Consider the following 26,155-nt stretch of genomic DNA (forward strand, 5'->3'; position numbering starts at 1 on the left):
AGAGGCGATCGCCGATCTCGAGGGCTACGGCCGTCTGGTCGACCCGGCCGGGCAACGCCGCGCGAGGTGCTTCCGCGCCCGCTCAACCCGCCGGGAGCGCCGCCGGCCGGTACCGCCAGACCCGGAGCTCGTCGGGCTGCGCCAGGCAGGCGATCACCCCGGCGGTCGACCGACAGGCCGAGACGACGAAGGGCAGGTAGTCCAGCGGGCGGACCGCCGTACCCCCCGGTGGGAGCAGGCCCACCCAGGTCCGGGGACCAGCGGCCCGGCGGAGCAGCAGCAGCGGACCGTCCTCCGCGGGCGGCACCGCCTCGGTCCACCCGGCCAGGTCCACCACGGTACGCCCGGTGTGCGGGTCCACCACCCGGCGGAGCGCGGGCTGACCATCGACCTCGACGAGGTGCGCGCCGTACGGTCTCAGCCGTAACGGCTCCGCCACCCGCCAGGCGGTCGAGCCGGTCGCGGGATCGATCACCTCGACGTCGTTCGGGTTGTCCAGGCACACCATCGGCCCGCACTCACTGGCGTACGGGACGTCTCTGGGCAGCGGACGCGTCCACCGGAGCTGTCGGAGATCCGCCGAGTAGGCGGCGAGTTTCCGCTCGTGCCTGACCACCAGCGAGTCGCCGACCACCGTCGCGTACTCCGGTCGGCCGGCCGCCGGGTCGAGCCGCTGCCGGACCACCCCGGTCCGCGGGTCGCGCAGTTCGAGTACGCCGTCGCGGTGCCCGGTCAGCAGCGCCGCGGGACGCTCGGCGGTGCGCGTCATCGCCAGGACGCCCGACACCAGCGCCGAGGTCCAGAGCTCCCGGCCGGTGTCGAGGTCGATCGTCCGGACGACCTCTCCGATCGGCGGCGCGTCGTACACGCCGGCGCCCGAAACGTAGACCCGGCTGCCCGACGGCCGTGGATCGCCCGGATCGACCCGCGAACCCTCCGGGAACACCTCCGTGACGGTCAGCGCCACCCGCTCGGCCGGCAGCACGGTCAGGTGGTTCGGCACCGACCAGCGCCGCTGACCGGTGTCGGCGTCCAGTGCGGTGGTGCGGAACCAACGGTGCTGGGATCCGCCCCACTCCTCCACCACCATCAGCAGGCCGCCCACGTGGTAGAGCCCCACCGGCTGGCGCTCGATCCGGTACGGGCTGGCCCAGAGCCGCCGCCCGTGGTCCAACTCGTATGCGGTGACCCGACGTCCGCCACCGTGGTCGAGCGGTCCGGTCACGAACAACCGGTCCCCGGTCAGCGCGAAGGTCGGACGGGCCTCCAGCGGTCCCCGGTAGACCTCGGTCAGCTGCGCCGGTGCGGGCGGGGCCCCGCCACCCACGCCGAGCACCAGCGCCCCGGTCAGCACCAGGGCCGTGGTCCGCAGTCGCCGCCGAACGAGCCGGCGGGGTGGGTCGGGATCGACCGGCGGGTCGTACCGCTCCTCGCCGAGGTCGATCACGATCACGCTGGCCCTCCCGCCCACCGGGTTGGTGCGCCGGCCATGTGATCCGAGCCATCGGCCGGGGCCGGTACGCCATCCATGATGCGGTACGCCGACCCGGATCCGCCGCGCCGGGGCGCCGTCAGGCCGGCTCGATGCCGGCGGTCGACGTCTCCGGGTCGACGGCCGGCACCACGTCCGCCAGCACCAGCGTCACGTTGTCCGGGGCGCCCGCCTGGTGGGCGAGTTTGACCAACTGTCGCGCGCACTCCTCCCGGTCGGGGAAGCCGACCAGCGTCGCCGCGATACTGTCGTCGTCCACCACGTCGGAGAGGCCGTCGCTGCAGAGCAGCAGCCGGTCGCCGGGCTGGGCGATCAGCGCGACCGTGGCCGGGGCGAGCGGGCCGCCCTGCAGTACGCGGGTGACCAGCGACCGCTGCGGATGCCGTCGAGCCTCCTCCGGAGTCAGCCCGCCCTGGTCGACGAGGGCCTGCACAAAGGTGTCGTCCCGGGTGAGCTGCGACAGGCTGCCGGACCGCAGCAGGTAGCCCCGGGAGTCGCCGACGTGCGCCACCGCGAGCCGGCGGCCGGCGAGCAGCATCGCGGTGACCGTGGTGCCCATCCCCTCGGTGGCCTGGTCCGCGTCGGTGACCGCGCGGATCCGGGTGTTGGCCGCACCGATCGCGTCCAACAGGGCGGTCACCGGCTCCGCGCCGGGCGCCGACCGCTCCACCGGGGCCAGACTGCTGATCGCGATCTCGCTGGCCACCTCGCCGGCCGGCGCGCCACCCATGCCGTCGGCGACGGCGATCAGCCGGTTGCCGGCGAACGCCACGTCCTCGTTGTTGGGGCGGACCAGTCCAGGGTCGCTGACGGCCAGGCTGCGCAGGACATAGGTCATACCGTGCAGCTTGCCCCGAGATCCACGGCGAAGTCACTACGCAGTACTGCGTAGGGTTGACCCATGATGCCGGTCTCCATGGTCGGGCGCGCCGGAGAGCTGGCCGAGTTCGCCGCAGCCTGGGCCAGGGTCGCCGGCGGGTGCCCCCGGACCGGCTGCGTGGTGGTCACCGGCGCCGCCGGGGTGGGCAAGAGCCTGCTGATCAGCGCCGCGCTCGACGGACTCTCGCCCCGGCCGGTGACGATCCTCAGCGGTACCGCCCGGGTGCACACCCCGGCCCCGTACGACTGGCTCGCCGCCGTACTCAGCGGTCGGGACACCGCCGACCTGCCGCTGCCGCCCGACGCGCTGGCCTGGCTCGCCCAGCACCCGAACGCACCCCGGGAACGGTACGCCCCGGACGCGCTGCTGCGCCTGGCGGTACGCACCGTACGGGCCCTGGTCGGTGCCGGGCCGGCGGTCCTGGTGGTGGAGGACCTGCACGCACTCGACCCGGCCAGCCTCAACCTGGTCGGCGAGCTGGCCACCGCACCGGGTCTGCCGGCCCTGCTGCTGGTGGGCAGCCGGCCACCGGAGGAGGCGGTGTCACCCCGGCTGGTCGCGGCCACCCTGACCCGGCTCACCGGTGCCCCGGGCGCGGTCCGGCAGCATCTCGGCCCGCTGGGCCGGCCGGACGTGGCCGCCGTGCTCGGCCAGGTCTATCCCGGACCGCCGGTGCCGTCGGCGGTGGCCGATGCGGTGTGGCGGCGTACCGGCGGCAACCCTTACCGGTTGGTGGAGCTGCTGGTCGCGGGGCGCGGCCGGCGGCCCGAGGAGCTCGTGGCCGAGCCGGTGGACCTGCGGCTGCTCGTCGAGCCGCCGCCGGCGCCCACCGCCGAGCTGACCGGCCGGGAGATCGAGGTGCTGTCCTGTCTGGCCGCCGGGATGTCCAACAAGCAGGTGGCCCGGTCGCTCGGGATCTCGGTACGGACGGTCACCGTGCACGTGTCCAACCTGCTCCGCAAGACCGGCTCGGCGTCGCGTACCGAGGCGGCGCTCTGGGCGGTACGCCAGCAGCTCACCGATCCGGCCCGACACGGCTGAGCCGGTCCCGCGTCCCCCGTTCGGGGCGATGTTCCTGGTGGGCGCCCCGGCGAGGTGTTCCCGCGCCTTGACGCGTACGCCATCATTGATGGATAGGCCCGAGATGCGAAGGGGGTGGCCGCGATGAAACGTGGCACCACTGTGGAGAGGCCGAGTACTGCGGCGATGACCTGCGTCTTCCTTTGATTCGCGCCGGTCGCCGAGCCGGGCTACCGCAGCCGGTCGAATCCGTCTCTATCATCGAGACACGTACGGGAGCCGCCAGGTCTTCCCGACGGACAATGTGAGTGCCGCTCGACCTAGCCGGTGTTTTTCGCGGATGGTGGTGCACGATAGATGAGGATTCAGCCCCGTCAGGAGCTACTGGAGATCTGGGCGGCCACCGTCCGGTCGAGCTGGCAGGACGGGAAGTGGCAGTGGGGCGGGCGGGACGGGCCGAATTCGATCAGTGACGCCGAGCAGTTGCTCTGCATCCTGCTCCCGGCCACCCAGGCGGACTTCTCACTGGACCGTCCGGACGAGACCGCCGAGGAAATGATCAGGGCGCTGCGCCCGCTCGGCACCGCCACCCAGATTCCCCGGGTGCTGATCCAGGTGCTCACCGAGTATTACCAGCGCTACACCGACAAATCCGGGACGCCGGTCTTCTCCGGCCGGACATATTTCCAGACCGACGACGGCGAGCCGTCCGAGCAGCAGCTCGAACTCGACATCGTCGACTCGTTCGCCATGTCGATCACACTCTCCCTGGCCGCCATCGGTTTCGCCCGGGTCTTCCGCACCGCGGTACGCCGTGAGGAGATCATTCGGGAAGTCGACGAGCTGGAGAGCATGGCGAGCGTGCGGTTGACCGCCGCGATGGTCGGGCTGCTGCGCAGTTTCGCGGTGAACGTCTTCGACGTCGACTCCGAGGAGGGCCAGGCGCTGGTCCGTACCCTCAACCAGAGCAACCTGCCGCAGCGGCAGGTCGTCGCGCAGCTGCGCCGTCGGCTGCGGCAGACCATCGCCAGCTTCCGTGAGGTCATGATCGGTTCTGGCCAGGTGGCCGACCTGGACAGTCCGAACCGGCTCTTCGAGTGCGGCTGGTCCTGGGGCATCGTCGGGGAGGCGCCGGAGATCGAGACGACCGAGGCGGTCGGCCAGCAGCGGCCGGGCGTGGCGCCCGAGGAGCCGTACCTCTACTTCACGGTCATCGCGATCGACGCGATCGAGGAACTCTTCACCGAGCGGACCCGGATCCTCGGTCTGCTCAACGAGGAGCAGCAGCGGCTCTCCCGGGCGCTGCAACTGCGGTGGGACCTGACCCGGGGCTACTGGGCCACCGTCGCCACCTTCGGCGACGGCCACCGCTGGCCGCTGGAGGACATCCCCTGGCGGACCACCGACCGGGACGCCACCGACTACTACACCCTGCTGGTGACCTCGCTGGCGGTCAAGGGCCTGGTGGTCGAGCGGGGCGCCGACACCGAACTCGGCCGGGTGGGTGCGGTGCTGGAGGAGCTGGCCAACCGGGCGCGGATCACCCGACGGCCGTTCGACCAGGACCAGGCGCTCACGCTGCACTCGCCCGGCGTACGGCTGACCCTGCAGAACAGCGACAAGCTGGGCGGGCCGACGTTGCGCTGGGCGGTGACCGAGTTCTCCGCCCTGCTGTTGCAGCGCACCGCGTACATCGCCGGGCTACTGAGCGACGCCGAGCAGCGGGCCAGGATGCTGGACCTGGCCGACCAGGTCTGGGACCATCTGGTGCTCCGCCGGCTCGAACGCGGCGCCGGCCGGAGCCTGTGGGACCAGCCGGCCCGGGTGTTCCGGCAGTTCGTCGACTACCACGACGCACCCTCGTGGTACTACACCGAGCGGGTGGTCCAGTCGCTGGTCACCACCGTACGCGTCCTGCGCCGTCCGCCGTTGCGCAGCGACCGGCTCACCATGCACGCGCTGGACCTGCTCAACGAGGCCGAGCACCTCTACGACATGGAGCTGCTGGACGGCGCGGCGGAGGCGGGCCCGAAGATGCAGCAGACGCTCCAGGTGGTGCGGGTCAATCTGCGGCGGGCCCGGGACATCGTGCACGAGCGGCCCGGCACGGCGGCCGCGCTGACCAGTTCGGTGCTGCGCCGGCTGGACGAGTTGAACGCGGCCCGCCGCGACGTCGCGGAGGCAGGCTGAAATGTTGATCTTCGCGGCTTCCGACAAGGGCGGCACCGGGCGCTCGGTCACCAGCAGCAACATGCTCTACCGGAGCGCGCTGCAGGGCAGCGACGTCTGCTATCTGGACTTCGACTTCGGGTCGCCGACGGCTGGCGCGATCTTCCACATCGACTCCGCCGTGCACGGCACCACCCGGGGCGGTCTGCACGACTACCTGGACGGTGCCCTGGCCGAGCCGCAACGGATCGAGGTGTGGACCGAGTCCGACCGGCCCAGCCTGCGCAACCGGCCGCCCGGTGCCGGCCGGCTGGTGCTGCTGCCCGGCGACAGTGGCGGCGGGGAGTTCCCGGCCACCCGGGAGCGGATCGAACGCTGTGCCCGGCTCTTCCTGCGGCTGGAGGAGGAGTTCGACCTCAGCCTCGTCGACCTGAGCGCCGGCCGGTCGTACGCCACCCAGATGGTGCTGGCAGCCACCGCCATGCCGGCGCTGAAGTCGGTACGGTCGCGCTGGCTGGTCTTCCACCGCTGGACCCGGCAGCACGTCCTCGCCGCCTCGGGGCTGGTCTACGGCACCCGGGGCATCCTGGACGCCGGCACCCTCGCCGGGCACGACCACGAGGACCTGGTGAACCGACTGCGGTTCGTGCGTACCGCCGTGGTCGACCCCGACTCGCCGGAGCTGGAGGGGCTGCGGCCGGCACAGGTGGCCTGGCTCCGGGAGTGCAACCAGGACCTGCTGGAGCTGGCCAGCAACAACCGGGTGGGCCGGACGATGCTGCTCGGCTCCGTACCGCTCGACCCGGTGCTGCAATGGCGCGAGCAGCTCATCTCCGACAACGACGTGTACGCGCGCAAGATTGCGAACCTGGAGACCGTGGAGGCCTTCTCGGCGCTGGCAAAGCTCATCGTGGACGACACGGCCTGGGAGATGCTGTGATGAGACCGGATGTGACCTTCGAGGAGACGGCGGCCAGACGCAGCGTCGAGTCCGTTCCGCTCTCGCACCTCTCCATCGAGCTGGGACACCTCTACATCGAGGAGTTCGCCGGTGGGATCGACCAGCTCCGCCGGCACTTCGCCCGGGTCGCACCCTGGGCGGCGGCGGCCCGGCAGGCCTGCGCGGAGCGGTTGCCGAACGGCCGGCCCCGAATCAGCACCTGCTTCCTGATCGACGACTACTTCCAGCGGTTCAGCACCCCCCGGGTGGTGATGGAGCAGGTACGCGAGGCGGCGCGGGACAGCGGTCTGGTGATCGACTACTTCGCCCGGGAGGCCGGCTGCGCCCAGGCCGACGACATCCCGCTCGCCGAACTGGTGCTCACCCAACTCGTCTCCGATCCGGTCCCGGAGACCACCGGGGACCGCCCGCCCACCTCCGAGACCGGCTGGCTCTGCAACGGCAGGCGGTCGCCGGTCTCCGTTCCCGGCCAGGCGATGAGTGCCGGCCGGGCCTGGCAGCCGCCGATGCAGAACGCGGCGAACCGGCACTCCATCTTCATGGACGTCGAGCTGTGGGATTACGAGGAGAACGGCGAGCGGCGTTGGTCCTGCCCGTTCCTGGCGGCCGTCTGGCAGCTCATGCGGCTGGGGCTGCTCCGGCACGAGGGGGAGGGCGTGACCAACCCCTACCAGCTCGACGACTGGCCGGACGACTGGGACGAGATGCCGGCGGTGGTCAAGCTGAACCCGCACGCCCCGCCGTTCAGCGCGTACCGGACCTTCTCGGTGCTCGGCTCGCGCTTCCTGCCGATCGAGCACGCCGTCCGGACGATCCTGAGCCAGGTCTCGATCAGCCCGGCGGTGCTCGACCAGATACAGACCCGCAGCCGCAACGAGCACATCGACCTGCCCAAGGACCTGGTCGAGCGGACCGAGTACGTCTTCGCCGGCGACTGACCGCACACCGCTCACCGCCGTACGTCAGGCAGGTGGTCGGGGTCCGCGTCGGGTAGCCAGGTGAGCACCTGACCGGCCCGGCGCCGGAAGCCGGGATCCGGGTCGTCCCGGGCCAGTTCGGTGAGGAGTTCCCGGGTCTGGCGGTCGTCGCCGAAGTGGGTGCCGAGGGCCTGCACGGTGGCGGCCCGCACCGACCAGTCCTGGTCGCGCAGGCGCTCCACGAAGAGGGTACGCACCTCGGGGTGCTCGGCGAGGCGTTCACCGAGGACCCGGAGCACCGTCCGGCGTACCTGGACGTCGCTGTCGTTGCCGGCCCGTTCGATGAGCAGTTCGCGTACCGCCCGGTCGGTGCCGTAGTACTCGCCGAGGATGTGTACCGCCACGGTGCGGATCTGCGGGTCCTCGCCGGTGGCCCGGGCCATCAGCACCTCGCACTGCTCCACGTCGGTGCCGAGTCGGGTGGCGAGTTCGACGGCGGCCTCGTGCACGAGTTCGGCGTCCGGGTCGTGCCGGATCCGTTCCAGCAGTGTCTCCCGGACGTCGGCGTCGACGCCGACCCGCTGCACCAGCAGGCGTACGGCGGCGAGCCGGACCCGGGCGTTGCCGTCCCCGTGCACCCGGCCGGCGAGCAGGCCGTGCACGTCGTCCCCGGGACCGCCCCGCTCCACCACCGCGGTGGCGGCGAGCGCGAATACGGCGGCGTCCGGGTCGTGGTGTGCCCGGTCGACCAGCACCTGGTGCACCTGGTCGGAGTGGTGCGGCTCCCGGGTCAGCGCCCGGAGCGCGGCGAGCCGCACCTCCGCGTCAGAGTCGGCGCGGGCCCGGTCCAGCACCACCTCCCGGATCGTCGGATCCCGGCGTACGGTGTCGGCGAGGGCATTGACGGCGGCCAGGCGTACGGCCGCGTCGGAGTCGTCCCGGGCGAGCCCGGCGAGCACCTCGGAGACGGCGGAGTCCATTCCGACCCGCTCGATCAGGGCCCGGGCCGCGACCAGCCGGATCCGGGCGTCCCGGTCCCGCAGCGCCAGCTCGCCGAGCGCGGCCCCGACCGACGCCTCGGCGCCGATCTCGTCGGTCAGCGCCCGGGCGGCGAGCAGGCGTACGTCGGCGTCCCGGTCCTGTCGGGCGGTGGTGACCAGCAGCTCGATCAGCGCGGTGTCCCGCTCGAAGTGCTCGACCAGCAACCGCAGCGCGACCAGCCGGACCATCTCGTCGGTGTCCCCACCGGCGCGGCTGAACAGCAGGTCCCGGGTGGCGGTGTCCGGGCCGTACTGGTCGATCAGGGCGCGGGCGGCGACCCGGAGCACCCCCGGGTCACGGTCGGCCCGGACTCGGTCGACGAGCAGCGCCCGGACCCTGGCGTCGCCGGCCAGGCGCTCGCCGAGGACCCGCACGCTGGTCCGCCGGGTCACCGGGTCGGTGTCGTCCCGGGCGCGTTCGATCAGCAACTTCCGGACGTGCCGGGTGGCGGCGAACCGTTCGACCAGGACGTGCGCGGCCGTCCTGGTCACCTCGGCGTCGGTGTCGGTGCGCAGGCATTCGACGAGCACGTCCCGGAGTTCGTCGTCGCCGCCGTACCGCTCGCCGAGGGCCTGGATCGCGGTCCGCCGTACGCTGGCGTGCTCGTCGGCGTGCGCACGTTCCCGGAGCAGGTTGCGGACGTTCGGCTCGTCCCGGAACCGTTCCCCGAGCGCCTGCACGGCGGCGAGCCGGACCCCGGCGTACCCGTCGGCCCGGACCCGCTCGATGAGCAGGTCGCGGGCCTCGGGGTCGGTACCGAACCGCTCCCCGAGGGCCTGCACGGCGGCCAGCCGTACCCCGGCGTGGTTGTCGGCCCGGGCGCGCTTGATCAGCCGGGTCCGGGCGCGCGCGGCGGCGGCCTGGTGGGCCGGGCTGTCCACGGCGGTGGTGGCGAGCTGGGCCAACTCGGCCAGCCCGGCGACCGAGGCGTACGAGGCGGGGCTCTCGTCCATGCTGGCGAGCACGTCGTCGAAGAGGTCGTCGATCCGCTCGGCCGGGGTGGAGAGCATCGCGGCCAGCCGGGCGGCGTGGGTGGAGACCGGGTTCCAGACCACCCGGACGCCCCGACGGCGGTACCAGGAGAGGTAGATCTTGCGGCCCGGCCAGTTCGGGCCGATCACCTTGGCGGCGGGCAGGATCTCCTCGTCGATCAGCCGGGCGGTCTCCCGGTCGTCGATCGAGACGCAGTGCTCCAGCAGCAGGATGAGCTGCCGCAGCAGCGTCTCCGCCGGTTTGGCGGCGGCACTGTGCAGGTTGCGCACCTCGGCCAGGCACTGCACGGCCAGGGCCAGGTTCCACGGCGGCGGGGCGAAGTCGGCCGGTGGCCAGGGCTGGTTGACCTCGGTGGTCAGCAGTTGGATGAGCTGCGCGGTGTGGTTCTGGTGCAGCGCGCCGGCGAGCAGCCGGAGCACCTCCCGCCAGGACAGGTCGGCCCAGTGCCGCCGGAAGAGCTCCTTGAGCTGCTCGAAGGAGAGCACCTGGTCGTGCTGGAACTTGGCAAGGATGGCGTCGGCGCAGAAGAACTCCAGGAAGGTGCGGTGCACGAAGCCGTAGACCTGCGGGCCGTACCGGCTGAGGATGAAGTTCCGCTCCCGGAACTGCTCGATCATCGCCAGCGCGATGCTCCGGGCGGTGGCGGCGTCCCGGCGGTAGCGCTCGACCAGGTACCGCTCGAAGACGTCGCTGAGTTCCGCCCGGTCGATGTAGTTGACCGTCAGCCCACGGTCGGCCGACTGCATCCGGTACGCCAGCCGGCGCAGCAGCTCCTTCTTGTCCTCCGGGTCGAGGAAGCCGGCGACCGGGGACTCCTCGCGCAGGTGCCGGTCGGTGTCCCACTGCGCCACCAGCACGGTGGCGGCGTGGTCGTAGAGCTTCCAGCGCTCCCGGGGCAGCGGCTGGTGCTTGCCGATGATCGCCAGGATGGTCAGCAGCAGCGGGTTGCCGGCGAGTTCCCGGATCGCGTGCGAGTGCCGCATCGCGTCCAGCAGCCGGGCCCGTTGGGCCTGCGCGTCCTCCGGTCGGTCCCGGATCGCCAGCCGGTACCAGCTCGACAGGAAGTCGCCGGTCTGTTCCTCGTCCAGGTCCTGCAGGGTGTAGTGCACGAACCCGACACTGGTCAGGATCCGGCGGGAGTAGCCGATGATCCGGGAGGTGACGATCATGCGTACCTGGGGGTGGTTGGCGGCGAACCCGGCGATCTGCCGGGCCACCTCCTCCCGGCGGTGCCGGTCGAAGACCTCGTCCAGCCCGTCCAGGATCATCACCGCCCGGCCGCCGACCCCGAGATGCCGCAGCAGGGCGGCCCGCTCGATGCCGAGCCCGTCGGTGCCGGCCCGGTGGTCGAGGTAGTCGACGAAGTTCTCGCACCTGCCCTCGGCGGCCAGGGTGATGAACGAGCGCAGCTCGATCAGCAGCGGCAGGTGGTCGGCGAGCGGGGCCAGCCGGTCGTCGACCGGACCGCCGGTGAGGCTGAGCGCGACGTACCGGGCCGCGGTCGACTTGCCCGAGCCGGGATCGCCGAGCAGCACGATCGCCCGCTGGTCCGGCGCGCCGAGTACGTCGAAGAGCCGCTGCAACGGCTTCGCCCGGTACGACTCGTGCAACTGCACCAGCTCCCGGGGATCGACCTCCTCCGGCACGTCCTCGGTGCCGATCCGCCCCTCCGACTGCATCCGGCGCAGCCACTCCCGGGGCAGCTCGGCCGGGGGCGGGTCCTCGCGTACCCACTGCTCGACGAAGACCGACATCAACTGGATCCGGAGGTAGTCCTCGGTCTGTTCCGGCGTCAGCGCGTCCAGGTCCAGCACCCCGTAGTGCTGCCGCAGCCGCAGCAGGTACTGCTTCAGCGTGTCCCGGCTCAGCGTGTGCATGCCGCCGGTCGGCACCCCGGCGTCGGTCAGGCAGTTCGCCACCGCCGCGGTGACCATCGCGGCCAGGTCGGCCGGGTCCCGGAAGGTGCTGCACATGTGCCGGTCGGCCAGCTCCGCCCGGAGCGCCTCGATCTTGTCCGCGTCCCGACCCCGGTCCACGAAGCTGCGCGGCCAGGGCGCCTCCTCGTCCAGCAGGAAGATCAGGCACGGTTTGCCGCCGGTGAGCGCCTCCCGATATTCGAGTTCGGTGATCGAGCGGTCGTAGCCGGCCGGGACGAAGCCGTACCGCCAGGCGAAGATGCCGACGTAGACGTCACACTCGGCGACGTCGGCCAGGCAGCGTTCGAGGGGGCGCCGGTCCTCGGCGACGTACGACTCCATGGCCATGTCCTCGACCCGCAGCCGGCGCAGCGCCAGTTGCACGGCGGCGCGGCACTCCTGTAGATCCCGGAAAGTGGCCGAGACGTAGACCTTGGTCACGGCGGCTCCTAGGGGCGGCGTGAGCGGCACGTAACGCAACCGTACCAATAGGACGCAACAACATCGTTTTCGCAGGTGGAAGCCGGTGTCCGTCCCCGCTGGGACGGGCGCGGGACGGCGCCGGCGAATTGCCGCCGGCCGATCACCGTGCCCGCCGCGAACATCGGTTACGGTGACGCTGTCACGGCGACCCGGCTCCGGCCGCCCGGTCACGGTGCCACGAGGTTGCGGAGGAGCGCATGCTGACGCTGGGCGAGGTCCACACCGGACTTCTGCAGAACTCCAGCTCGCTCTCGCTGGAGAACACCGCCCAACTCCTCGACCTCCTGGTCGGCCAGCGGGTCCGCCGGTCCGAGCGTCCGATCGCGTACGCGGTCTCACCGGACCAGCTCACCGGGGTCGACTGCCGGCTGCCGACCCGCTCCGGCAGCCGTATCCGGGGCGTGGGGACGGTGGTGTCACACGCGGCGATGACCGGGGGGCACGTGTTGCAGGGCTCCACCTACACCCGGCTGGACCGGGCCGCCAGCAACCGCCGGCTGATCTGGTCGCACTACCTGTCCCGGCCCGGTTGGGTGGAGACGATCGGCAAGGTCGACCTCCGGGACGTGGCCCGGGGCTTCCTCGGGCCCACCCACCAGCCGCAGACGCTGAACCTCGGTGCGATCAGCGCCCGGCTGATCGACGCGGTGCAGCGGTCGCCCCGGCTGGACCGCCGCCCGCCGTTCCGGACCAAGCGCACCCGGCTGCGCTGGGCGGTGCTGCCGGCCGCCGATCCGGCAACCGAGGCGCACGGGAAGTTCCGGATCGAGTCGGACACGCTGCGCACCCTGGAGTTGACCGCGCCGCAGGAGACCGTACCGGCGCTGGTGGAGTTCTGCGAGGACCTCGCCCTGCACGACTGGTTGCTCACCACGCTGCTGTCGCTGATCGAGTTCAGCCTCACCGGGCCGGGCACCCGGACGCAGAAGATCGACCGGCTCCGTCCGGCAATAGACTGCCTGCTGCACCTCTGGATGCCGGCCGCCCGGCTCGACGAGTCGGTGCTGCCGGTCTGGCGGGACCTCGAACACCGGCCCGGGTTCACCCGGCAGTGGCAGACCTCGGTGACCCGGATCCGCGACCAGGTCACGCTCAGCACCATCGCGTTGCTGGAAGCGCCGTCCCGCTGACCGCCGCCCGCCCCGTCGTCCGCGCGCGGTCAGTCGACCCCGGGCGGACGGGCGGAGAGCTCCCGCCAGCTGTCCGGCCCGGCCAGCAGGGTCCGGACCACGTCGTACGCCGCGTCCTCGCTGTCGAACTCGTAGAACCGGGAGATCCCCTCGGCCCCGCCCGCCCGCTGTTCCACGTGCCACTGGTCGGCATCCGCCCGTAGGTAGACATCGCGCCGTGCCAGGCGCCCCCACTTGCCGTTCCACCAGTGCTTTCGCTGTTCCATGCCCGGGACCTTATCGAACGTACGTTCGAGAAGATCGCCGGGTCTCGGGCCGTTACCCGGGCAGGTGACGCTCGGGGTTCAGGGGTGGCGTTGCGCCGGCGGGTACTGCTGGCCGAAGTGCTCGTCCGGCCCCTCGGGCTGCCGGTTCGGTGCCCGGCCGGCGGCAACCAGCGCGTCCCGGATCTCGGTGAGCAGCTTGATCTCCTCGCTCGGCGCGGCCGGCGCCGGCTCCTCGCCCCGCCGGCGCCGCTCGGCGAGCTTGTTCAGCGGAAGGACCACCAGGAAGTAGAGCACGGCGGCGGTCATCAGGAAGGTGATGGTGGCGTTGACGAAGGCGGCCCAGTCGGCCACGGCCCCGTTCGGCAGCGTCCAGGTGCCCGCCGCGAGGTCCTTCTCGCCGCCGAACATGGTGATCAGCGGCTTCAGGAACGAGTTGGTGAACTGGGTGACCAGGCCGGTGAAGGCCGCGCCGATGACCACGCCGACGGCGAGGTCGACGACGTGGCCCCGCATGATGAAGTCTTTGAAGCCCTTGAGCATTGGCGTCTCCAGGTTGCCGGATCCGTGTCGGTCGACAACCTAGTGCCTGGCGCGTGGCGGACGAAAAGCGGCAGGGTGCCCGGTGGCGGATCGGCCGGGCCGGGCCGCCGGTCGGTGGCGGCCTGCCCGGCCGCCGGTCGGTGGTGGGCCGGATCCGTCAGTCGGTGACGGTGCGGCCGCCGGCCACCGCCTCGTCCACCGTGGCGTGTGTCTGGAGCACCTCCACCAGACCGCTGACCTCCAGGATGCGCAGCACCCCCCGGCGCGGCGCCGCCAGCCGGACGATGCCGCCGGCCTCGTCGGCGCTGTTGCGGGCACGGACGAAGACGGAGAGCCCGGTGGAGTCGCAGAACGTGAGATCGGCCAGGTCGAAGACCAGTCGGTGGTGTCCCTTCTCCAGCAGGTCCGTGATCTGGTCCTGCAGTTGCGGCGCGGTGGCCATGTCGAGTTCGCCCGCGACCGACACGACGACGACGTCGGCCCGTTCCTCGGTGTGCACCGTCAGGGACATTCGCGACCTCCTGGGATATCGGTCGAACCGTACTTTACATCCGGGCCGGTACGCATGACGGGCGGCGGAACTCGGCCCTCGGCCGGCGGTGCCCCGGCGCCGGTGGACCTGATCCGCCCTGCGCGAACAGGGGTTACCGAAGGCCGTCCCACCGGGCACCATCGCCGGATGCGAACCCTCATCCTCGGCGGCACCGTGTTCCTCGGCCGGGCCGTCGCCCGGCAGGCCCTCACCGCCGGCCACGATGTCACCTGCGCCGCCCGGGGCTCGTCCGGGGACCCGGTGGACGGCGTCCGCTTCGTCCGGGTGGACCGCACCGACCCGGCCGGCCTGGCCGGGCTCACCGGCGAGTTCGACCTGGTCGTCGACGTGACCCGGCACCCCGACCAGGTCCGGCACGCGGCCGCCGCGCTCGCCGGTCGAGTGGGACACTTCACCTTCGTCTCGACCGTCTCGGTGTACGCGGACACCACCACGGTCGGCCAGCGGGTCGACACCGCGCCGGTGCTGGCCCCCGCGCCGCCGGACGCGGAGGACCCGGCGCTCTCCGCGGAGTCGTACGGCGCCTGCAAGGTGAGCTGTGAGCAGCTCGTGACGGAGGCGTTCGGTGCCGACCGGGTCTTCGTCTGCCGGGCCGGCCTGATCGTCGGCCCGGAGGATCCGAGCGGGCGCTTCGAGTACTGGGTCCGGCGGGCGGCCCGGGGTGGCGAGGTCCTCGCGCCCGGCTCACCGGACGACGCGGTGCAGTTGGTGGACGTACGCGATCTGGCCGCCTGGATCGTCGCCGCCGGTGAGCGCGGACTTATCGGGACGTACGACGGCGCCGGTGCGCCGATGACCCGGGCCCGATTCCTGGCCGACGTACTCCCCGACGGCGCCGCCCTGAGCTGGGTGACCCAGGAGTTCCTGGCGGAGCGGGGGGTTCAGCCCTGGGCCGGCCCCCGGTCGTTGCCGCTGTGGTTGCCGGTGCCCGAGTACGCCGGCATCCTGAGCCGGGATGTGACCCCGAGCCTGGCGGCCGGGCTGCGGACCCGGCCGCTTGCCGAGACGGCCCGGGACACCGCGGGCTGGTTGGCGACGGCCGGCCCGGAGGCGGGCCAGCGGATCGGGCTCACCGAGGTCGAGGAGGCCGAACTTCTCGCCGCCTGGCACGCCCGCTGACCGCCGCCCGTCCGGTTCTGCCGTCCCCTCCGGTTCTGCCGTCCCGTCGGTCCGGTCGGCCCGGCTATCCGGTGCGGACCTGGATTCCGGGCGAGGTCGCGGAGGCGCGTAGCCGGAGCCGGACGATCCGGGTGTCGGGCGGGATGTCGTAGACGACCGCGCCGGTGACCCGGTTGCCGGGGTTGATCTCGTCGAGGAAGCCGAGCTGGTCGGCGTTGGCCAGCAGTCCGGCCGAGCTGTCCACCCCGAACCGCTGTCCCGCCGGCCCGTACGCGATCTGGAGGCCGTCCTGGAACGTCACCGGTCGGCGGCCCAGGTTCCGTACCGCCAGGTCGACCAGGCAGAACTGCCCGACCGCGAGTTGGCTGACCAGGGGGTCGCCGACCTCGGTGACACCGCAGCGCACCCGCTGCACCTGGAACTCGAGGTCGCCGTCCCGGGCCGGCTGGTTGAGGCCGACGACTCGGGGAGCCCGGTCGCGCAGCCCGTTGTAGAAGCCCGGTCCCCAGACCAGCGCGACCACGGCGGCGGCCACGCAGCAGCAGGAGAGGACCGCTGCGACGAGGCCGAGTACGAACCACCACCGCCGGTCGGTCGGCCGTACGAACTCGGGAACCTTGACGGTGCCGCCGGGCGGTGCGTGTCCCGCCTCCGGTCCTGCCCCGCCCTCCGGGCCGGTCGGTCCAGAGGCCCAGGTCGGCGGCGGAGGCGCTGGCGGCGGGTAACCGCCCAGCGGCGGCGTGCTGACCCGGGTCTGCGGCGTGGACCAGTCCGGCGGGGAGGGCGGGCCCGCGCCGGGCGCGATCGTGTCCGGAAAGCGGCCGGTCAGCGGTATCGGATCCGGGACCTCGTCGATGTTCGGTCCGGCCGCCGGATCCGGGCTCGGCTCCCGGCTCGGCCCCTCCGGCGGCGGTGGATCGATCGCCCAGTCCCACGCCTGGGGGACCGGCTCGACCGGCCGATCCCCGCCCGTCGGCGGCTCACCGGCATCGCCCGTCGGCGGCTCGCCGGAACCGTCCACTGGCGGCTCGCCGGAACCGCCGCCGGGCCGGTACGGCTGCCCGCCGGTCTGGTCGGGGCTGGTCATCGTGATCCTCGTATCATCCGTGTTCTCTGGCCAAATAGTAGGCTTTAGTCGCATTCATCCCGGTCAGGATCGCCATCTTCGTACCCGGCGGCCGGCGGGAGCGGCCGGCCGAACCGCTCCGGACCGGCTGCTGAGCCGGGGTGGCAGGATGATCGGGTGGATCTCCTTACCGTCGATGACGTACGGGCCGCGGCAGGTCACCTCTTCGGGTTGGTGCTGCGTACGCCGCTGCTGCCCTGCCGTTGGGACGACCAGCTCTGGCTGAAGCCGGAGAGCCTGCAACCGGTCGGCTCGTTCAAGCTGCGCGGCGCGACGCACGCGGTGGCCCGGCTCGACGCCGGCCAGCGGGCCCGGGGCGTGGTCACGCACTCCTCCGGCAACCACGGACAGGCGCTCGCCTACGCCGCCCGGGCCCGGCGCGTGCCGTGCACGGTGGTGATCCCCGAGGGCGCTCCGGCGACAAAGATCGACCAGGTGCGCGCCCTGGGCGCCGAGGTACGCGTGGTCGACCCGGCCGACCGGCTACCGGTCGCCGAGGCGATCGCCGTCGAGCAGGGCCGGACCCTGGTCCCGCCCTTCGACGACCGGCGGGTCATCGCCGGTCAGGGCACCATCGGGCTGGAGGTGCTGACGGACATGCCGGACCTGGACGTGGTGCTGGTGCCGGTCGGCGGGGGCGGGCTCGCCTCCGGGGTCGCCACGGCGGTCAAGGCGTTGCGCCCGGAGACCCGGGTCATCGGGGTCGAACCGGAACTCGCCGCCGACGCCGCCGAGTCGTTGCGCGGCGGGGAGCTGCGGCAGTGGGAACCGGCCCGCACCTACCGCACCAGCGCGGACGGGCTGCGGACCAACCTCTCCGCGCTGACCTTCGCACACCTGCGCGCCCGGTTGGACGGCATCGTGACGGTCAGCGAGGAGGAGATCGCCGCCGCGACGACCCGGCTGGTCCGGGCCGCCCGGCTGGTGGTGGAGCCGAGCGGTGCGGTGGCCACCGCCGCCCGGATGTTCCACGCCGCCGAGCTGCCCGCTGGGCGTACGGTGGCGGTGGTGAGCGGCGGCAACGTCGACCCGGCGGTACTGGCGGCCGCCGCCGGCCGTCCCGACGCGGGCTGACGGCGCGCCAGATGCCGGCGGCGAACGCGATCAGCGCCAACCGGCAGCCGGTTGACGGCGTGACGAGCCGGCCCGACCGGGCCGACCAGCGGTGTTACCTACCCGGCACCGCCGCCCGGAGCCGGTCCGGCCGGCGCCGTCCAGATCGCCGACCTGGTGTTGCTGCCTCGGGGTGGAGTGCGGGCGGGCGTTCCTCCGTGAGCTGCCCGCGCGCTGACTGCGACGGGGACCACCGAGTGCGCATGTACGGCCGGAGTTTCCGATCGTACGGCGATCCTTAGCCAGCCAGGGATTCAATCGGCTGGCCCGTGACTGCGGCGATGAGGTCGAAGTCCTTGTCGACGGCGAGGACGGTCAGCCCGGTCTTCTCAGCGGTCGCCGCGATCAGCAGGTCGGGAATTGACGGGGCGCGGTGCTGACCACGGTCGGCGAGCAGCATCTGGACCTCCAGGGCCCGGTCCTCGATAGCAGGTGTGAGGTGTTCGACCGGCATCAGGGACAGCGGTGGGGCGGCGAACTGTCGACGTCCCGTTTCTCCGGAACGCACTGAGTAGCCGAGTTCGAGTCGCGTGATTGAGGAGAGCCGGACGAGTCCGCGGCTGATGCGTGCGCTCCACTCGTCGCGGTTCGCCGTCTGGCCGAGCTGGAGCCGAATGTACGCGGACTTGTCGATCAGCCAGCTCGTCACCGCCACGCGGCCTCCATCACCGCGGGATCGGCCAGGTCCGCGAAAGCCTCCGCGGACCGTTGCCAGTCTTCAACGGTGACCGTCCGTTCGCCGGCAGGGCTGATGTTCTCCTCGAACTTCCGGCGCAGGTACTCGTTGCGGGACAGCCCGAGGTTGGCGGCCGCAGCGTCGATGCGGTCGACGGCTTCTTGGCTGAGGTCACGGATGAGGATGTTGGGCATGTGCACCTCCGATCCAGGATCGGACGATGATATCACGATATCACGCGCCGACCGGATCGACCCAGATATGCCAGGTCCATCCTATCGAGCAGGGCTCCGGCAAGGTGGCGATACAGCGGCCGAGGAGTGACGACCGGCCCCGCACCGAGCCCGGTGCGGGGCCGGTCGTCGCGGCGGGTCGGCGTACCGCCGCGCGTCTGGTTCCTCAGGCGCGTCGCCACTTCTGGTTGGCGCCGCCGGTGCACTCCCAGAGCTGGAGCTTGGCGCCGTTGGCGGTGCTCCAGTCGCGTACGTCGACGCACTTGTTCGCCTGCGGGTTCACCAGGTCACCGGCCGAACTCAGCACGAACTGCTGGGCCGGATTGCCGTTGCAGCCGACGATCTGGATGTTGGCGCCGTTCGCCGTCGAGCCGTTCGCCACGTCCATGCACTTGCCCATCGCCCGGACCGTCCCGCCGGTGAACGTCCAGCGCTGCGCGACGGTGCCGTTGCAGTCCCAGATCTGCAACTGGGTGCCGTCGGCCGGGTTGGCGCCGGGGATGTCGATGCACTTGTCGGCGAGCCCGACGATCTGGCTGCCGGTGCCGGGATTGCCGCCGCCGGTGTTCCAGGCCCAGACCCGGACGTAGTCGACCAGCATCTGCTGCGGGAAGGTGGTGCTGGCGTCGGGGTAGCCCGGCCAGTGGCCGCCGACCGCCACGTTCATGATCATGAAGAACGGGTGGTCGTAGACCCAGCGGTTGCCGTTCAGGTCGGCCGGGGTCTTGCGGCCGTACTGGATGCCGTCGACGTACCAGGTGATCGAGTCCGGCGCCCAGTCCACCGTGAAGGTGTGGAAGGCGTCGGCGAACGCCTGGCCGCCGGGGAGCGTGTAGCGGGAGCTGATCGCGCTGCCGCCGGCGTAGCCGGGGCCGTGCAGCGTGCCGTACACGTTGCCGGGCTCGCGCCCGATGTTCTCCATGATGTCGATCTCACCCTGGTCCGGCCAGGGCATGCCGCCGAGCATCCAGAACGCCGGCCAGATGCCCTGGCCGCGCGGCAGCTTCATCCGGGCCTCGAACCGGCCGTACGTCTGGGTGAAGCGGTCCGCGGTGAGCAGCCGCGCCGAGGTGTACTGGCAGCGGCCGTAGTGGCACTGGTAGTTCGCCGGATTCTCCCGGCGGGCGGTGATCACCAGGTTGCCGTTGCCGTCGTGCGCGGCGTTGCTGGTGCTGTTGGTGTAGTACTGCTGCTCGTTGTTGCCCCAGCCGCCACCGCCGATGTCGTACTTCCACTTGTTGCCGTCGGGCGGGGTGCCGGCTGCGGCGTTGAACTCGTCGCTCCAGGTGAGCGCGCCCGGCTCCGCGACGGCCGGGCTGGGCGGGGTGACCACCAGCGTCGCGGCGAGCAGGGCCAGGACGAGGGTGGCTCGGCGTGTACGCATGTCAATGTTTCTACGCCAGAGAGCGCTTTCTTGCAAGGTTGTTAACTAAATCGGGAGTGATTGGCAGACTCCGCGCTACCGGCCGGCGACGCCCAGCCGGTCGAGGATCCAGGCCGCGACGAACGCCTCCTCCCGCCAGGAGTCGTAGCGCCCGCTCGGGCCGCCGTGCCCGGCACCCATCTCCGTCTTGAGCAGGTACGACCCCTGTGGCGCGACGGCCCGGAGCCGGGCGATCCACTTCGCCGGCTCGTGGTAGAGCACCCGGGTGTCGTTCAGGCTGGTGACGGCGAGGATCGGCGGGTAGTCCTGCGCGGTGACGTTCTCGTACGGCGAGTACGACCTCATGTACGCGTACACCTCGGGGTCGGCCAGCGGGTTGCCCCACTCCTCCCACTCGGTGACGGTCAGCGGCAGCGACGGGTCGAGGATCGAGGTGAGCGGGTCGACGAACGGCACCTGCGCGACGATCCCGGCGAAGGCGTCGGGGGCGATGTTGGCCACCGCGCCCATCAGCAGCCCGCCGGCCGAGCCGCCCCGGGCGACCAGCCGGTCCGCCGAGGTCCAACCGGCCTTGACCAGGTGCCGGGCGCTGGCCACGAAGTCGGTGAAGGTGTTCTTCTTGGCCAGCAGTTTGCCGGTCTCGTACCAGCGACGACCCAGCTCGCCGCCGCCACGCACGTGCGCGATGGCGAAGACGACGCCCCGGTCCAGCAGGGAGAGCCGGGGGATGGAGAACCAGGGGTCCATGCTGGCCTCGTAGGAGCCGTAGCCGTAGAGGACGCACGGTGCCGAGCCGTCCCGGGGCGTGCCGACCCGGCAGACCAGCGAGATCGGCACCCGGGTCCCGTCGTCGGCGAGCGCCCAGTCCCGGTGCTGCTCGTAGTCGGCCGGGTCGAAGTCGCCGAGCACCGGCTTCCGCTTGCGCAGCACCATCTCCCTGGTGACCAGGTCGTAGTCGTAGACCGAGTCGGGAGTGGTCAGCGAGGCGTAGTGCAGCCGGACGGTGGTGGTCTGGTACTCGGGGTTGCTGTCCAGCCCGACGTTGTAGAGCGGCTCCGGGAAGTCGATGTCGTACGACTCGGTGCTGCCCACCGGCAGCACCCGGATCCCGGTCAGCCCGGCCGTGCGCAGCGACACCACGATGTGGTTGGCGAAGGCGTCGACCGCCTCCAGCCGGGTGCCCGGTTCGTGTTCGATCATCGGCACCCAGTCCCCGGGCGCGTCCGCCGAGGTGTACGCCAGCGCGAAGTCCTCCGCGCCGTCGTTGTGCAGGATCAGAAAACGCCCCTGGCCGGCGGAGCCGGCGCGGTGACCGTGGTGCTCGATCGAGTATTCGACACCCTGCCGGCGGGGCGCGATCACCGCCGGCTCGCCGGTCGGGTTGCCGGCCGGGATGACCCGTACCTCGCTGGTGATCTTGCTGTGCGAGTCGATGACGATGAAGTTCTCCGAGCGGGTCAGCCCGACACCGACCCAGAACCGCTCGTCGTCCTCCTGGTAGACGATCTCGTCGGCGTCCGCCGCCGTGCCGACGGTGTGCCGCCACACCCGGTAGGGCCGCCAGACCTCGTCCACGGTCAGATAGAACAGTGTGGAGCCGTCGGCCGACCAGGCGCTGCCGTAGAACGTGTTCGGCACCTCGTCGGCGAGCACCTCACCGGTGGCCAGGTCCTTGACCCGCAGGGTGAACCGCTCGTCGCCGGCGAAGTCGGTGGAGTAGGCGAGCCAGCGCCCGTCCGGGCTGATGTCGAAGGTGCCGAGCGCGAAGAAGTCGTGCCCCCGCGCCAGCGCGTTGCCGTCGAGCAGGATCTCCTCGCCGGGCAGCGGTGCGCCGTCGGACGGCATCGGCGGTGCCGTCTCGCCGTCCCGGACCGCCCGGCGGCAGTGGATGCCGTACTGCTCGCCTTCGACCGTCCGGGTGTAGTACCAGTGGCCGTTCTTGCGGGTCGGTACCGATAGATCGGTTTCTTTGGTCCGCCGCTTCGTCTCGTTGAACAGCGCCTCCCGCAACAGACCGAGTCGGGCTGTGGTCCGCTCGGTGTGGGCGTTCTCCGCGGTGAGGTAACCGATCGTGTCCGGGTCGTCCCTGTCGGCGAGCCAGGCGTACTCGTCGATCACCGTGTCGCCGTGGTGGGTGCGCTCGGTCGGCAGCCGCTTGGCGACGGGGGCGGTCGTCTCAGAGGTCACCCGGTCACGTTACCCGGCAGCACCTGCCGGAGGGCGGCCCGGTGCGACCCGGCGTTGCCGAAAATTAGCACATGTGTACGATGACAAAGGTGGGGGAGATCTCAATAGAACGCAGGGGCGCTGACATCGCGCGGCGACTGGCCGACATCTGCGGTGCCCACTTCGCGCGGCCGGCGGGGGCGGCCGACGGAGTGGCCGGCGCGGCGGCCCGCTGGGTCGCGGCCCCGGGCAATCCGGAGGCGGTGACCGAGGTGGTCCGGCTGGCCGCCGCGCACGACCTCTCGGTGGTCGCCCGGGGTGCCGGCACCAAACTGGACTGGGGCATGCCTCCGTCGCAGGTCGACATCGTGCTGGATACCGGGCGGCTCGCCGGGGTCTGGCAGCAGCCGGAGGACGAACTGGTGGCCGAGATCGGGGCCGGCACACCGCTCCGGGCCGCCGAGGCGATCCTGGAGCGGACCGGGCGTCGGCTGCCGATCGACGTGCCCTCGGTCGGCGCCACCGTCGGTGGCGTGGTCGCGACCGACGAGAGCGGCCCGCTCCGGCACCTGCACGGCCGGCCCTGCGACCAGCTCGTCGGGGTGAGCTACGTCGACGCCTTCGGGGTGCTCGCGCACGCCCGGGCCGGGTCGTCCGGCCGTCCCGGTGAGCGGGCCGTGCCGGCGGATCCGGACGTCACCCGGCTGCTCTGCGGGTCGCAGGGCGCGCTCGGCGTGCTGGTCTCGGCGACCCTGCGGGTGCAGCCGATCCCGGCGAGCCGGGCGTGGGTGCTCCGGTCGGTCTGGACCCCGCTGGAGGTGCACGACCTGGTCCGGGCCGTCCTCGGCGCGGACCTGCGGCCGACCGCGATCGAGGTGGACCTGCCCGGCGGTCGGGCACCGGCGGCCGGCCGGGCCGTCCGGAGCCTCGGCTCCGCCGGGCACCTTCCGCCGGACGGGCCGGGTGTCACGGGGGCACCCGGTCCGCGAGGCTGGTTCGAGACTCCCGGCCGGTCCGGCGTGCCCGGCCGTCCCTCCGGCGCCGGCGGGTCCGGCACGGGCTGGTCCGGTGAGCGGGGCCGGGCCGGGCCCGGTCGCGGCACCGGGGGGCGCGGCGGGAGCGGTGAGCCCGGCGCCGGCACCCTCGGCGTGCTGATCGAGGGCGGACCGGCGGAGGTGGCCGAGCGGACGGCCCGGTTGACCACGCTGCTCGGCGGTGACGCCCGGGCGGTCGGCACGGCGCCTGGCTGGTGGCGCCGCTACCCGTTCCGGCCCGACCAGGTGGCGCTGCGCATCGAGGTGCCGATCGGCGACCTGCACGCCGCCGTCTACGCGCTGCGGGACGCCGCCGGGGCACCCGTGCCGGTTCGCGGCTCGGCCGGGCTCGGTGTCGTGCACGCCGCGCTGCCGGCCGACTCGGCACCGGAGCGGGTCGGCGCCATCCTGGACGGCGTACGTGCGGTGCTGCGGGCCCGCTCCGGCCGCTGCGTGGTGGTCGCCGCTCCGGCCCGGATCCGCGAGGCGGTGGACCTCTGGGGCGAACTGCCCGACCTGCCGATGCTGCGCCGGGTCAAGGAGCGGTTCGATCCGGCCCGACGACTCGCCCCCGGACGCTACCCGGGCGGCATCTGACCCCTGGGCGGGGGTGCGCCCGGCCCGGTCGGTGGGTACCGACCGGGCCGGGCCTGGGCTCAGCAGTTCGGCACCCCGGGCAACTGTGCGGCGGGATGGTCGATGTAGATGTTGGTGATGAAGCCGTTCTGGTCCCGCAACCGGGACCACCAGTTGTTGGTGTAGCCCTCGGCGACCACCGTGTCGCCCTGCTTCTGGCAGAGCACGTAGACCAGCGTGGGGCCGGCCAGGGCGGTCACCGTGGGCGCGCTGAGCCGGGCGTCGGCGCGTACCCGTACTCCGCTGCCCCAGGTCCAGAAGGCGGCGCCGCCGCCACAGCCGTTGTCACTGGTCAGGTGCCGTTGGTGGTACGAACCGGGATAGGGTGCCAGCGATCCGCCGTTGATCACGATGGTCTGCCCGACCCCGTTGTAGAGCTGCTCGTAGTGGATGTGCGCCCCGGTCGAGTTACCGGTGCTGCCGGTGGTGCCGATCTGCTGGCCCTGGCCGACGGTGGCGCCGTCGGGCACCGAGAACGCGGCGAGGTGGAAGTAGTACGTCGTCCAGCCGCCACCATGGTTGATCACGATGTAGTTGCCGGCGCCGCCCGCCTGGTAGTAGCGCCGGGCGGTGCCGGCCGCGGAGGCGAGCACCGGGGTGCCGGCGGTGGCGCCGCCGTCGGAGCGGACGAAGTCGAGCGCGAGGCGTACCTCGGCGCTGTGGTGGCTGTAGGTCCAGCGCTGTCCACAGGGGAACGGCGCCTTGAAGACCGGGGCGGCGTGCGCCGGGGTGGCCGCCACCAGCGTCGCGGCGAGCGTGGTGCAGACGGTTGCCGTGAGGGCGAGGAGTAATCGGATCGATCGCAAGGGTTCCGTCCTTCCCTGGGCGGGGGTTAGTACTGCAACGGCACTTGCAGTTGCGTTTCCGCTGCCCGCGCGTTGATTTTGTGTGACGTACGTTGATGTCGTGTCGTGGCAGGACGAGCTTGATGGGTTGCTGGATCAGGTAGGCAGGCGTTTTTCCAGGTCGGAGCCGCGTGAGCGGGTTGGCCGGTACGTTGGCGGGCTCGTCGCCGGCCTGGAACGTAAGAACGGCTGGACGTTGGCCGAGCATGCCGGCGAGAGCAGCCCGGACGGCATGCAGCGTCTGCTGCGTCGCGCGGACTGGGACGTCGACGGGGTACGCGACGACATCCGCGACTACGTGGTCGAGCGGTTGGGTCATACCGGGGCGGTGCTGGTCGCTGACGACACGGGGTTCGTCAAGAAGGGGACCCGGTCGGCGGGGGTGCAGCGGCAGTACACCGGGACGAGTGGGAAGAAGGACAACTGCCAGATCGGCACGTTCCTGGCCTACGTCGCTCCGACCGGGCACGCGTTGATCGACCGGCATCTGTACCTGCCGGAGTCGTGGACCACCGATCGGGACCGGTGCCGTGCTGCGGGGGTGCCCGGCGATGTCGAGTTGCAGACCAAGCCACGCGTCGCCATCGACATGCTGCAACGTGCGATCGAGGCGGAGGTGCCGTTCACCTGGTTTACCGCCGACGAGGCGTTCGGGCAGGCCAAGTACCTGCGGGTGTGGCTGGAGGAGCGGGACGTGTTCCATGTGGTGGCGACCCGATGCAACGACGACGTGTCAGCGCGAGGGATCGGGCACGGCCGGGTCGACAGCATCGTCGCGCAGCTACCGGACAGGGCCTGGCGTCGTCTGTCCTGTGGAGACGGCGCGCACGGGCCGCGGGTCTACGACTGGGCCAGGGTGCCGATCCGGTCGTGGTGGGCGCCCGGGCGTGGACACTGGCTCCTGGCCCGACGCAGCGTCAGCGACCCGACCGAGATCGCCTACTACATCTGCTACGCGCCGAGGCGTACCACCCTCGCGACGCTGGTCTGGGTCGCGGGGCGACGGTGGCCGGTCGAGGAGTGCTTCAAGCAGGCCAAGCAGGAGGCGGGCCTGGACCACTACCAGGTGCGTACCTGGCGGGGCTGGTACGCCCACATCACCTTGTCGATGCTGGCCCTGGCCTGGTTGGCGGTCATCCGCGCCGAGGAACTAAAGGGGGCAAATCGCTCTATGATGAGCAGCTCATCCCCATCACCGTTCCCGAAGCCCGCAAGCTGATCACCAAACTGCTTCACACCCGCTACCCCAACAACGACCACACCGTCGCCTGGTCACGACTACGCCGTCGCCGACAATGGCAAGCCCAACAAAGCCACTACCGGCGACGACAGCCCCCATAAGTGCCGTTGCAGTATTAGGGAACGGCCGGCCTTCGCGTACGCAAGGGAATGCTATCCACGCACTCGACGCATGTAAATACTTAACTTAACGAATGTTCAGTCGTGAAGGTTTTCTCCAAGC

The 26,155-nt window shown here is 71.8% G+C and carries 20 protein-coding genes and 1 pseudogene; 9 read left to right on the plus strand and 12 right to left on the minus strand.

All coding sequences use genetic code 11. The features are described 5' to 3' along the window. Window positions 1–82: 82 nt before the first annotated feature. Window positions 83–1,453, minus strand: a complete 1,371-nt coding sequence (locus tag EV371_RS08290) for an outer membrane protein assembly factor BamB family protein (protein ID WP_165436633.1) — start codon at window positions 1,451–1,453, stop codon at window positions 83–85. Window positions 1,454–1,571: 118 nt separating this feature from the next. Then, on the minus strand, window positions 1,572–2,330 hold the full coding sequence (locus EV371_RS08295; RefSeq protein WP_130461528.1) for a protein phosphatase 2C domain-containing protein: 759 nt from the start codon (window positions 2,328–2,330) through the stop codon (window positions 1,572–1,574). Window positions 2,331–2,393: 63 nt separating this feature from the next. On the opposite strand from EV371_RS08295, the gene EV371_RS08300 reads away from it, so the two are divergent. The 4 genes from EV371_RS08300 to EV371_RS08315 all read left to right on the plus strand — a co-directional run bounded on the left by EV371_RS08300 (window position 2,394) and on the right by EV371_RS08315 (window position 7,460). Further along, window positions 2,394–3,413 carry a LuxR family transcriptional regulator gene (locus tag EV371_RS08300; protein ID WP_130461529.1) on the plus strand — a complete coding sequence of 340 codons (1,020 nt, stop codon included), beginning with the start codon at window positions 2,394–2,396 and terminating at the stop codon, window positions 3,411–3,413. 336 nt (window positions 3,414–3,749) lie between these two features. Beyond that, complete coding sequence (locus EV371_RS08305; RefSeq protein ID WP_130461530.1) at window positions 3,750–5,582, plus strand: SCO2524 family protein; 1,833 nt, start codon at window positions 3,750–3,752, stop codon at window positions 5,580–5,582. Between the two features lies 1 nt (window position 5,583). Further along, entirely contained in the window at window positions 5,584–6,501 is a 918-nt protein-coding gene (locus EV371_RS08310; RefSeq protein ID WP_130461531.1) for an SCO2523 family variant P-loop protein, read from the plus strand. Then, window positions 6,501–7,460: an SCO2522 family protein gene (locus EV371_RS08315; RefSeq protein ID WP_130461532.1), complete on the plus strand. Its 960-nt coding sequence runs from the start codon at window positions 6,501–6,503 to the stop codon at window positions 7,458–7,460. Before EV371_RS08310 ends, EV371_RS08315 begins: the two co-directional genes overlap by 1 nt. Before the next feature lie 11 nt (window positions 7,461–7,471). Here EV371_RS08315 and EV371_RS08320 read toward each other — a convergent pair whose 3' ends face one another. Continuing rightward, complete coding sequence (locus tag EV371_RS08320) at window positions 7,472–11,830, minus strand: HEAT repeat domain-containing protein (RefSeq protein ID WP_165436634.1); 4,359 nt, start codon at window positions 11,828–11,830, stop codon at window positions 7,472–7,474. A gap of 239 nt (window positions 11,831–12,069) precedes the next feature. Between EV371_RS08320 and EV371_RS08325 the strand changes: the two genes are divergently transcribed. Beyond that, window positions 12,070–13,002, plus strand: coding sequence for an SCO2521 family protein (locus EV371_RS08325; RefSeq protein WP_130461534.1), 933 nt, complete (start codon window positions 12,070–12,072; stop codon window positions 13,000–13,002). A 29-nt stretch (window positions 13,003–13,031) separates the two neighbouring features. Here EV371_RS08325 and EV371_RS08330 read toward each other — a convergent pair whose 3' ends face one another. From EV371_RS08330 to EV371_RS08340, 3 genes are all read right to left on the minus strand, one after another. Then, the gene (locus EV371_RS08330) at window positions 13,032–13,268 is read right to left on the minus strand and encodes a hypothetical protein (RefSeq protein ID WP_130461535.1); all 237 of its coding nucleotides are present in this window, start codon (window positions 13,266–13,268) and stop codon (window positions 13,032–13,034) included. 78 nt (window positions 13,269–13,346) lie between these two features. Further along, window positions 13,347–13,808 carry a large conductance mechanosensitive channel protein MscL gene (gene mscL, locus EV371_RS08335; RefSeq protein WP_130461536.1) on the minus strand — a complete coding sequence of 154 codons (462 nt, stop codon included), beginning with the start codon at window positions 13,806–13,808 and terminating at the stop codon, window positions 13,347–13,349. Window positions 13,809–13,965: 157 nt separating this feature from the next. Then, a complete protein-coding gene (locus tag EV371_RS08340) occupies window positions 13,966–14,319 on the minus strand; it encodes an anti-sigma factor antagonist (RefSeq protein ID WP_130461537.1) in 354 nt (117 codons plus the stop codon). Between the two features lie 168 nt (window positions 14,320–14,487). Here EV371_RS08340 and EV371_RS08345 point away from each other — a divergent pair, with 168 nt between their 5' ends. Further along, on the plus strand, window positions 14,488–15,480 hold the full coding sequence (locus tag EV371_RS08345; RefSeq protein WP_130461538.1) for an NAD-dependent epimerase/dehydratase family protein: 993 nt from the start codon (window positions 14,488–14,490) through the stop codon (window positions 15,478–15,480). Between the two features lie 64 nt (window positions 15,481–15,544). Here EV371_RS08345 and EV371_RS08350 read toward each other — a convergent pair whose 3' ends face one another. Beyond that, a complete protein-coding gene (locus EV371_RS08350) occupies window positions 15,545–16,567 on the minus strand; it encodes a DUF4352 domain-containing protein (RefSeq protein WP_165436635.1) in 1,023 nt (340 codons plus the stop codon). Window positions 16,568–16,723: 156 nt separating this feature from the next. On the opposite strand from EV371_RS08350, the gene EV371_RS08355 reads away from it, so the two are divergent. After that, a complete protein-coding gene (locus tag EV371_RS08355; RefSeq protein ID WP_130461540.1) occupies window positions 16,724–17,680 on the plus strand; it encodes a pyridoxal-phosphate dependent enzyme in 957 nt (318 codons plus the stop codon). Window positions 17,681–17,957: 277 nt separating this feature from the next. Here the strand turns inward: EV371_RS08355 and EV371_RS08360 are convergent, their stop codons facing one another. The 4 genes from EV371_RS08360 to EV371_RS08375 form a co-directional block, all read right to left on the minus strand. Beyond that, window positions 17,958–18,374: a PIN domain-containing protein gene (locus EV371_RS08360; protein WP_130461541.1), complete on the minus strand. Its 417-nt coding sequence runs from the start codon at window positions 18,372–18,374 to the stop codon at window positions 17,958–17,960. Next, complete coding sequence (gene vapB / locus EV371_RS08365; protein WP_130461542.1) at window positions 18,365–18,589, minus strand: type II toxin-antitoxin system VapB family antitoxin; 225 nt, start codon at window positions 18,587–18,589, stop codon at window positions 18,365–18,367. Before vapB ends, EV371_RS08360 begins: the two co-directional genes overlap by 10 nt. Before the next feature lie 205 nt (window positions 18,590–18,794). Then, on the minus strand, window positions 18,795–20,012 hold the full coding sequence (locus tag EV371_RS08370) for a family 16 glycosylhydrolase (RefSeq protein WP_130461543.1): 1,218 nt from the start codon (window positions 20,010–20,012) through the stop codon (window positions 18,795–18,797). 75 nt (window positions 20,013–20,087) lie between these two features. Continuing rightward, window positions 20,088–22,199: a prolyl oligopeptidase family serine peptidase gene (locus EV371_RS08375; RefSeq protein ID WP_130461544.1), complete on the minus strand. Its 2,112-nt coding sequence runs from the start codon at window positions 22,197–22,199 to the stop codon at window positions 20,088–20,090. An 80-nt stretch (window positions 22,200–22,279) separates the two neighbouring features. Here EV371_RS08375 and EV371_RS34195 point away from each other — a divergent pair, with 80 nt between their 5' ends. Next, on the plus strand, window positions 22,280–23,809 hold the full coding sequence (locus EV371_RS34195; protein WP_349340136.1) for an FAD-binding oxidoreductase: 1,530 nt from the start codon (window positions 22,280–22,282) through the stop codon (window positions 23,807–23,809). A gap of 278 nt (window positions 23,810–24,087) precedes the next feature. Here EV371_RS34195 and EV371_RS08385 read toward each other — a convergent pair. Then, window positions 24,088–24,591, minus strand: a pseudogene (locus tag EV371_RS08385) (M23 family metallopeptidase); the annotation flags it as partial. Window positions 24,592–24,736: 145 nt separating this feature from the next. Here EV371_RS08385 and EV371_RS08390 point away from each other — a divergent pair. Continuing rightward, on the plus strand, window positions 24,737–25,912 hold the full coding sequence (locus EV371_RS08390) for an IS701 family transposase (protein ID WP_130461034.1): 1,176 nt from the start codon (window positions 24,737–24,739) through the stop codon (window positions 25,910–25,912). Window positions 25,913–26,155: the final 243 nt, after the last annotated feature.

The organism is Plantactinospora sp. CNZ321 (assembly GCF_004217235.1).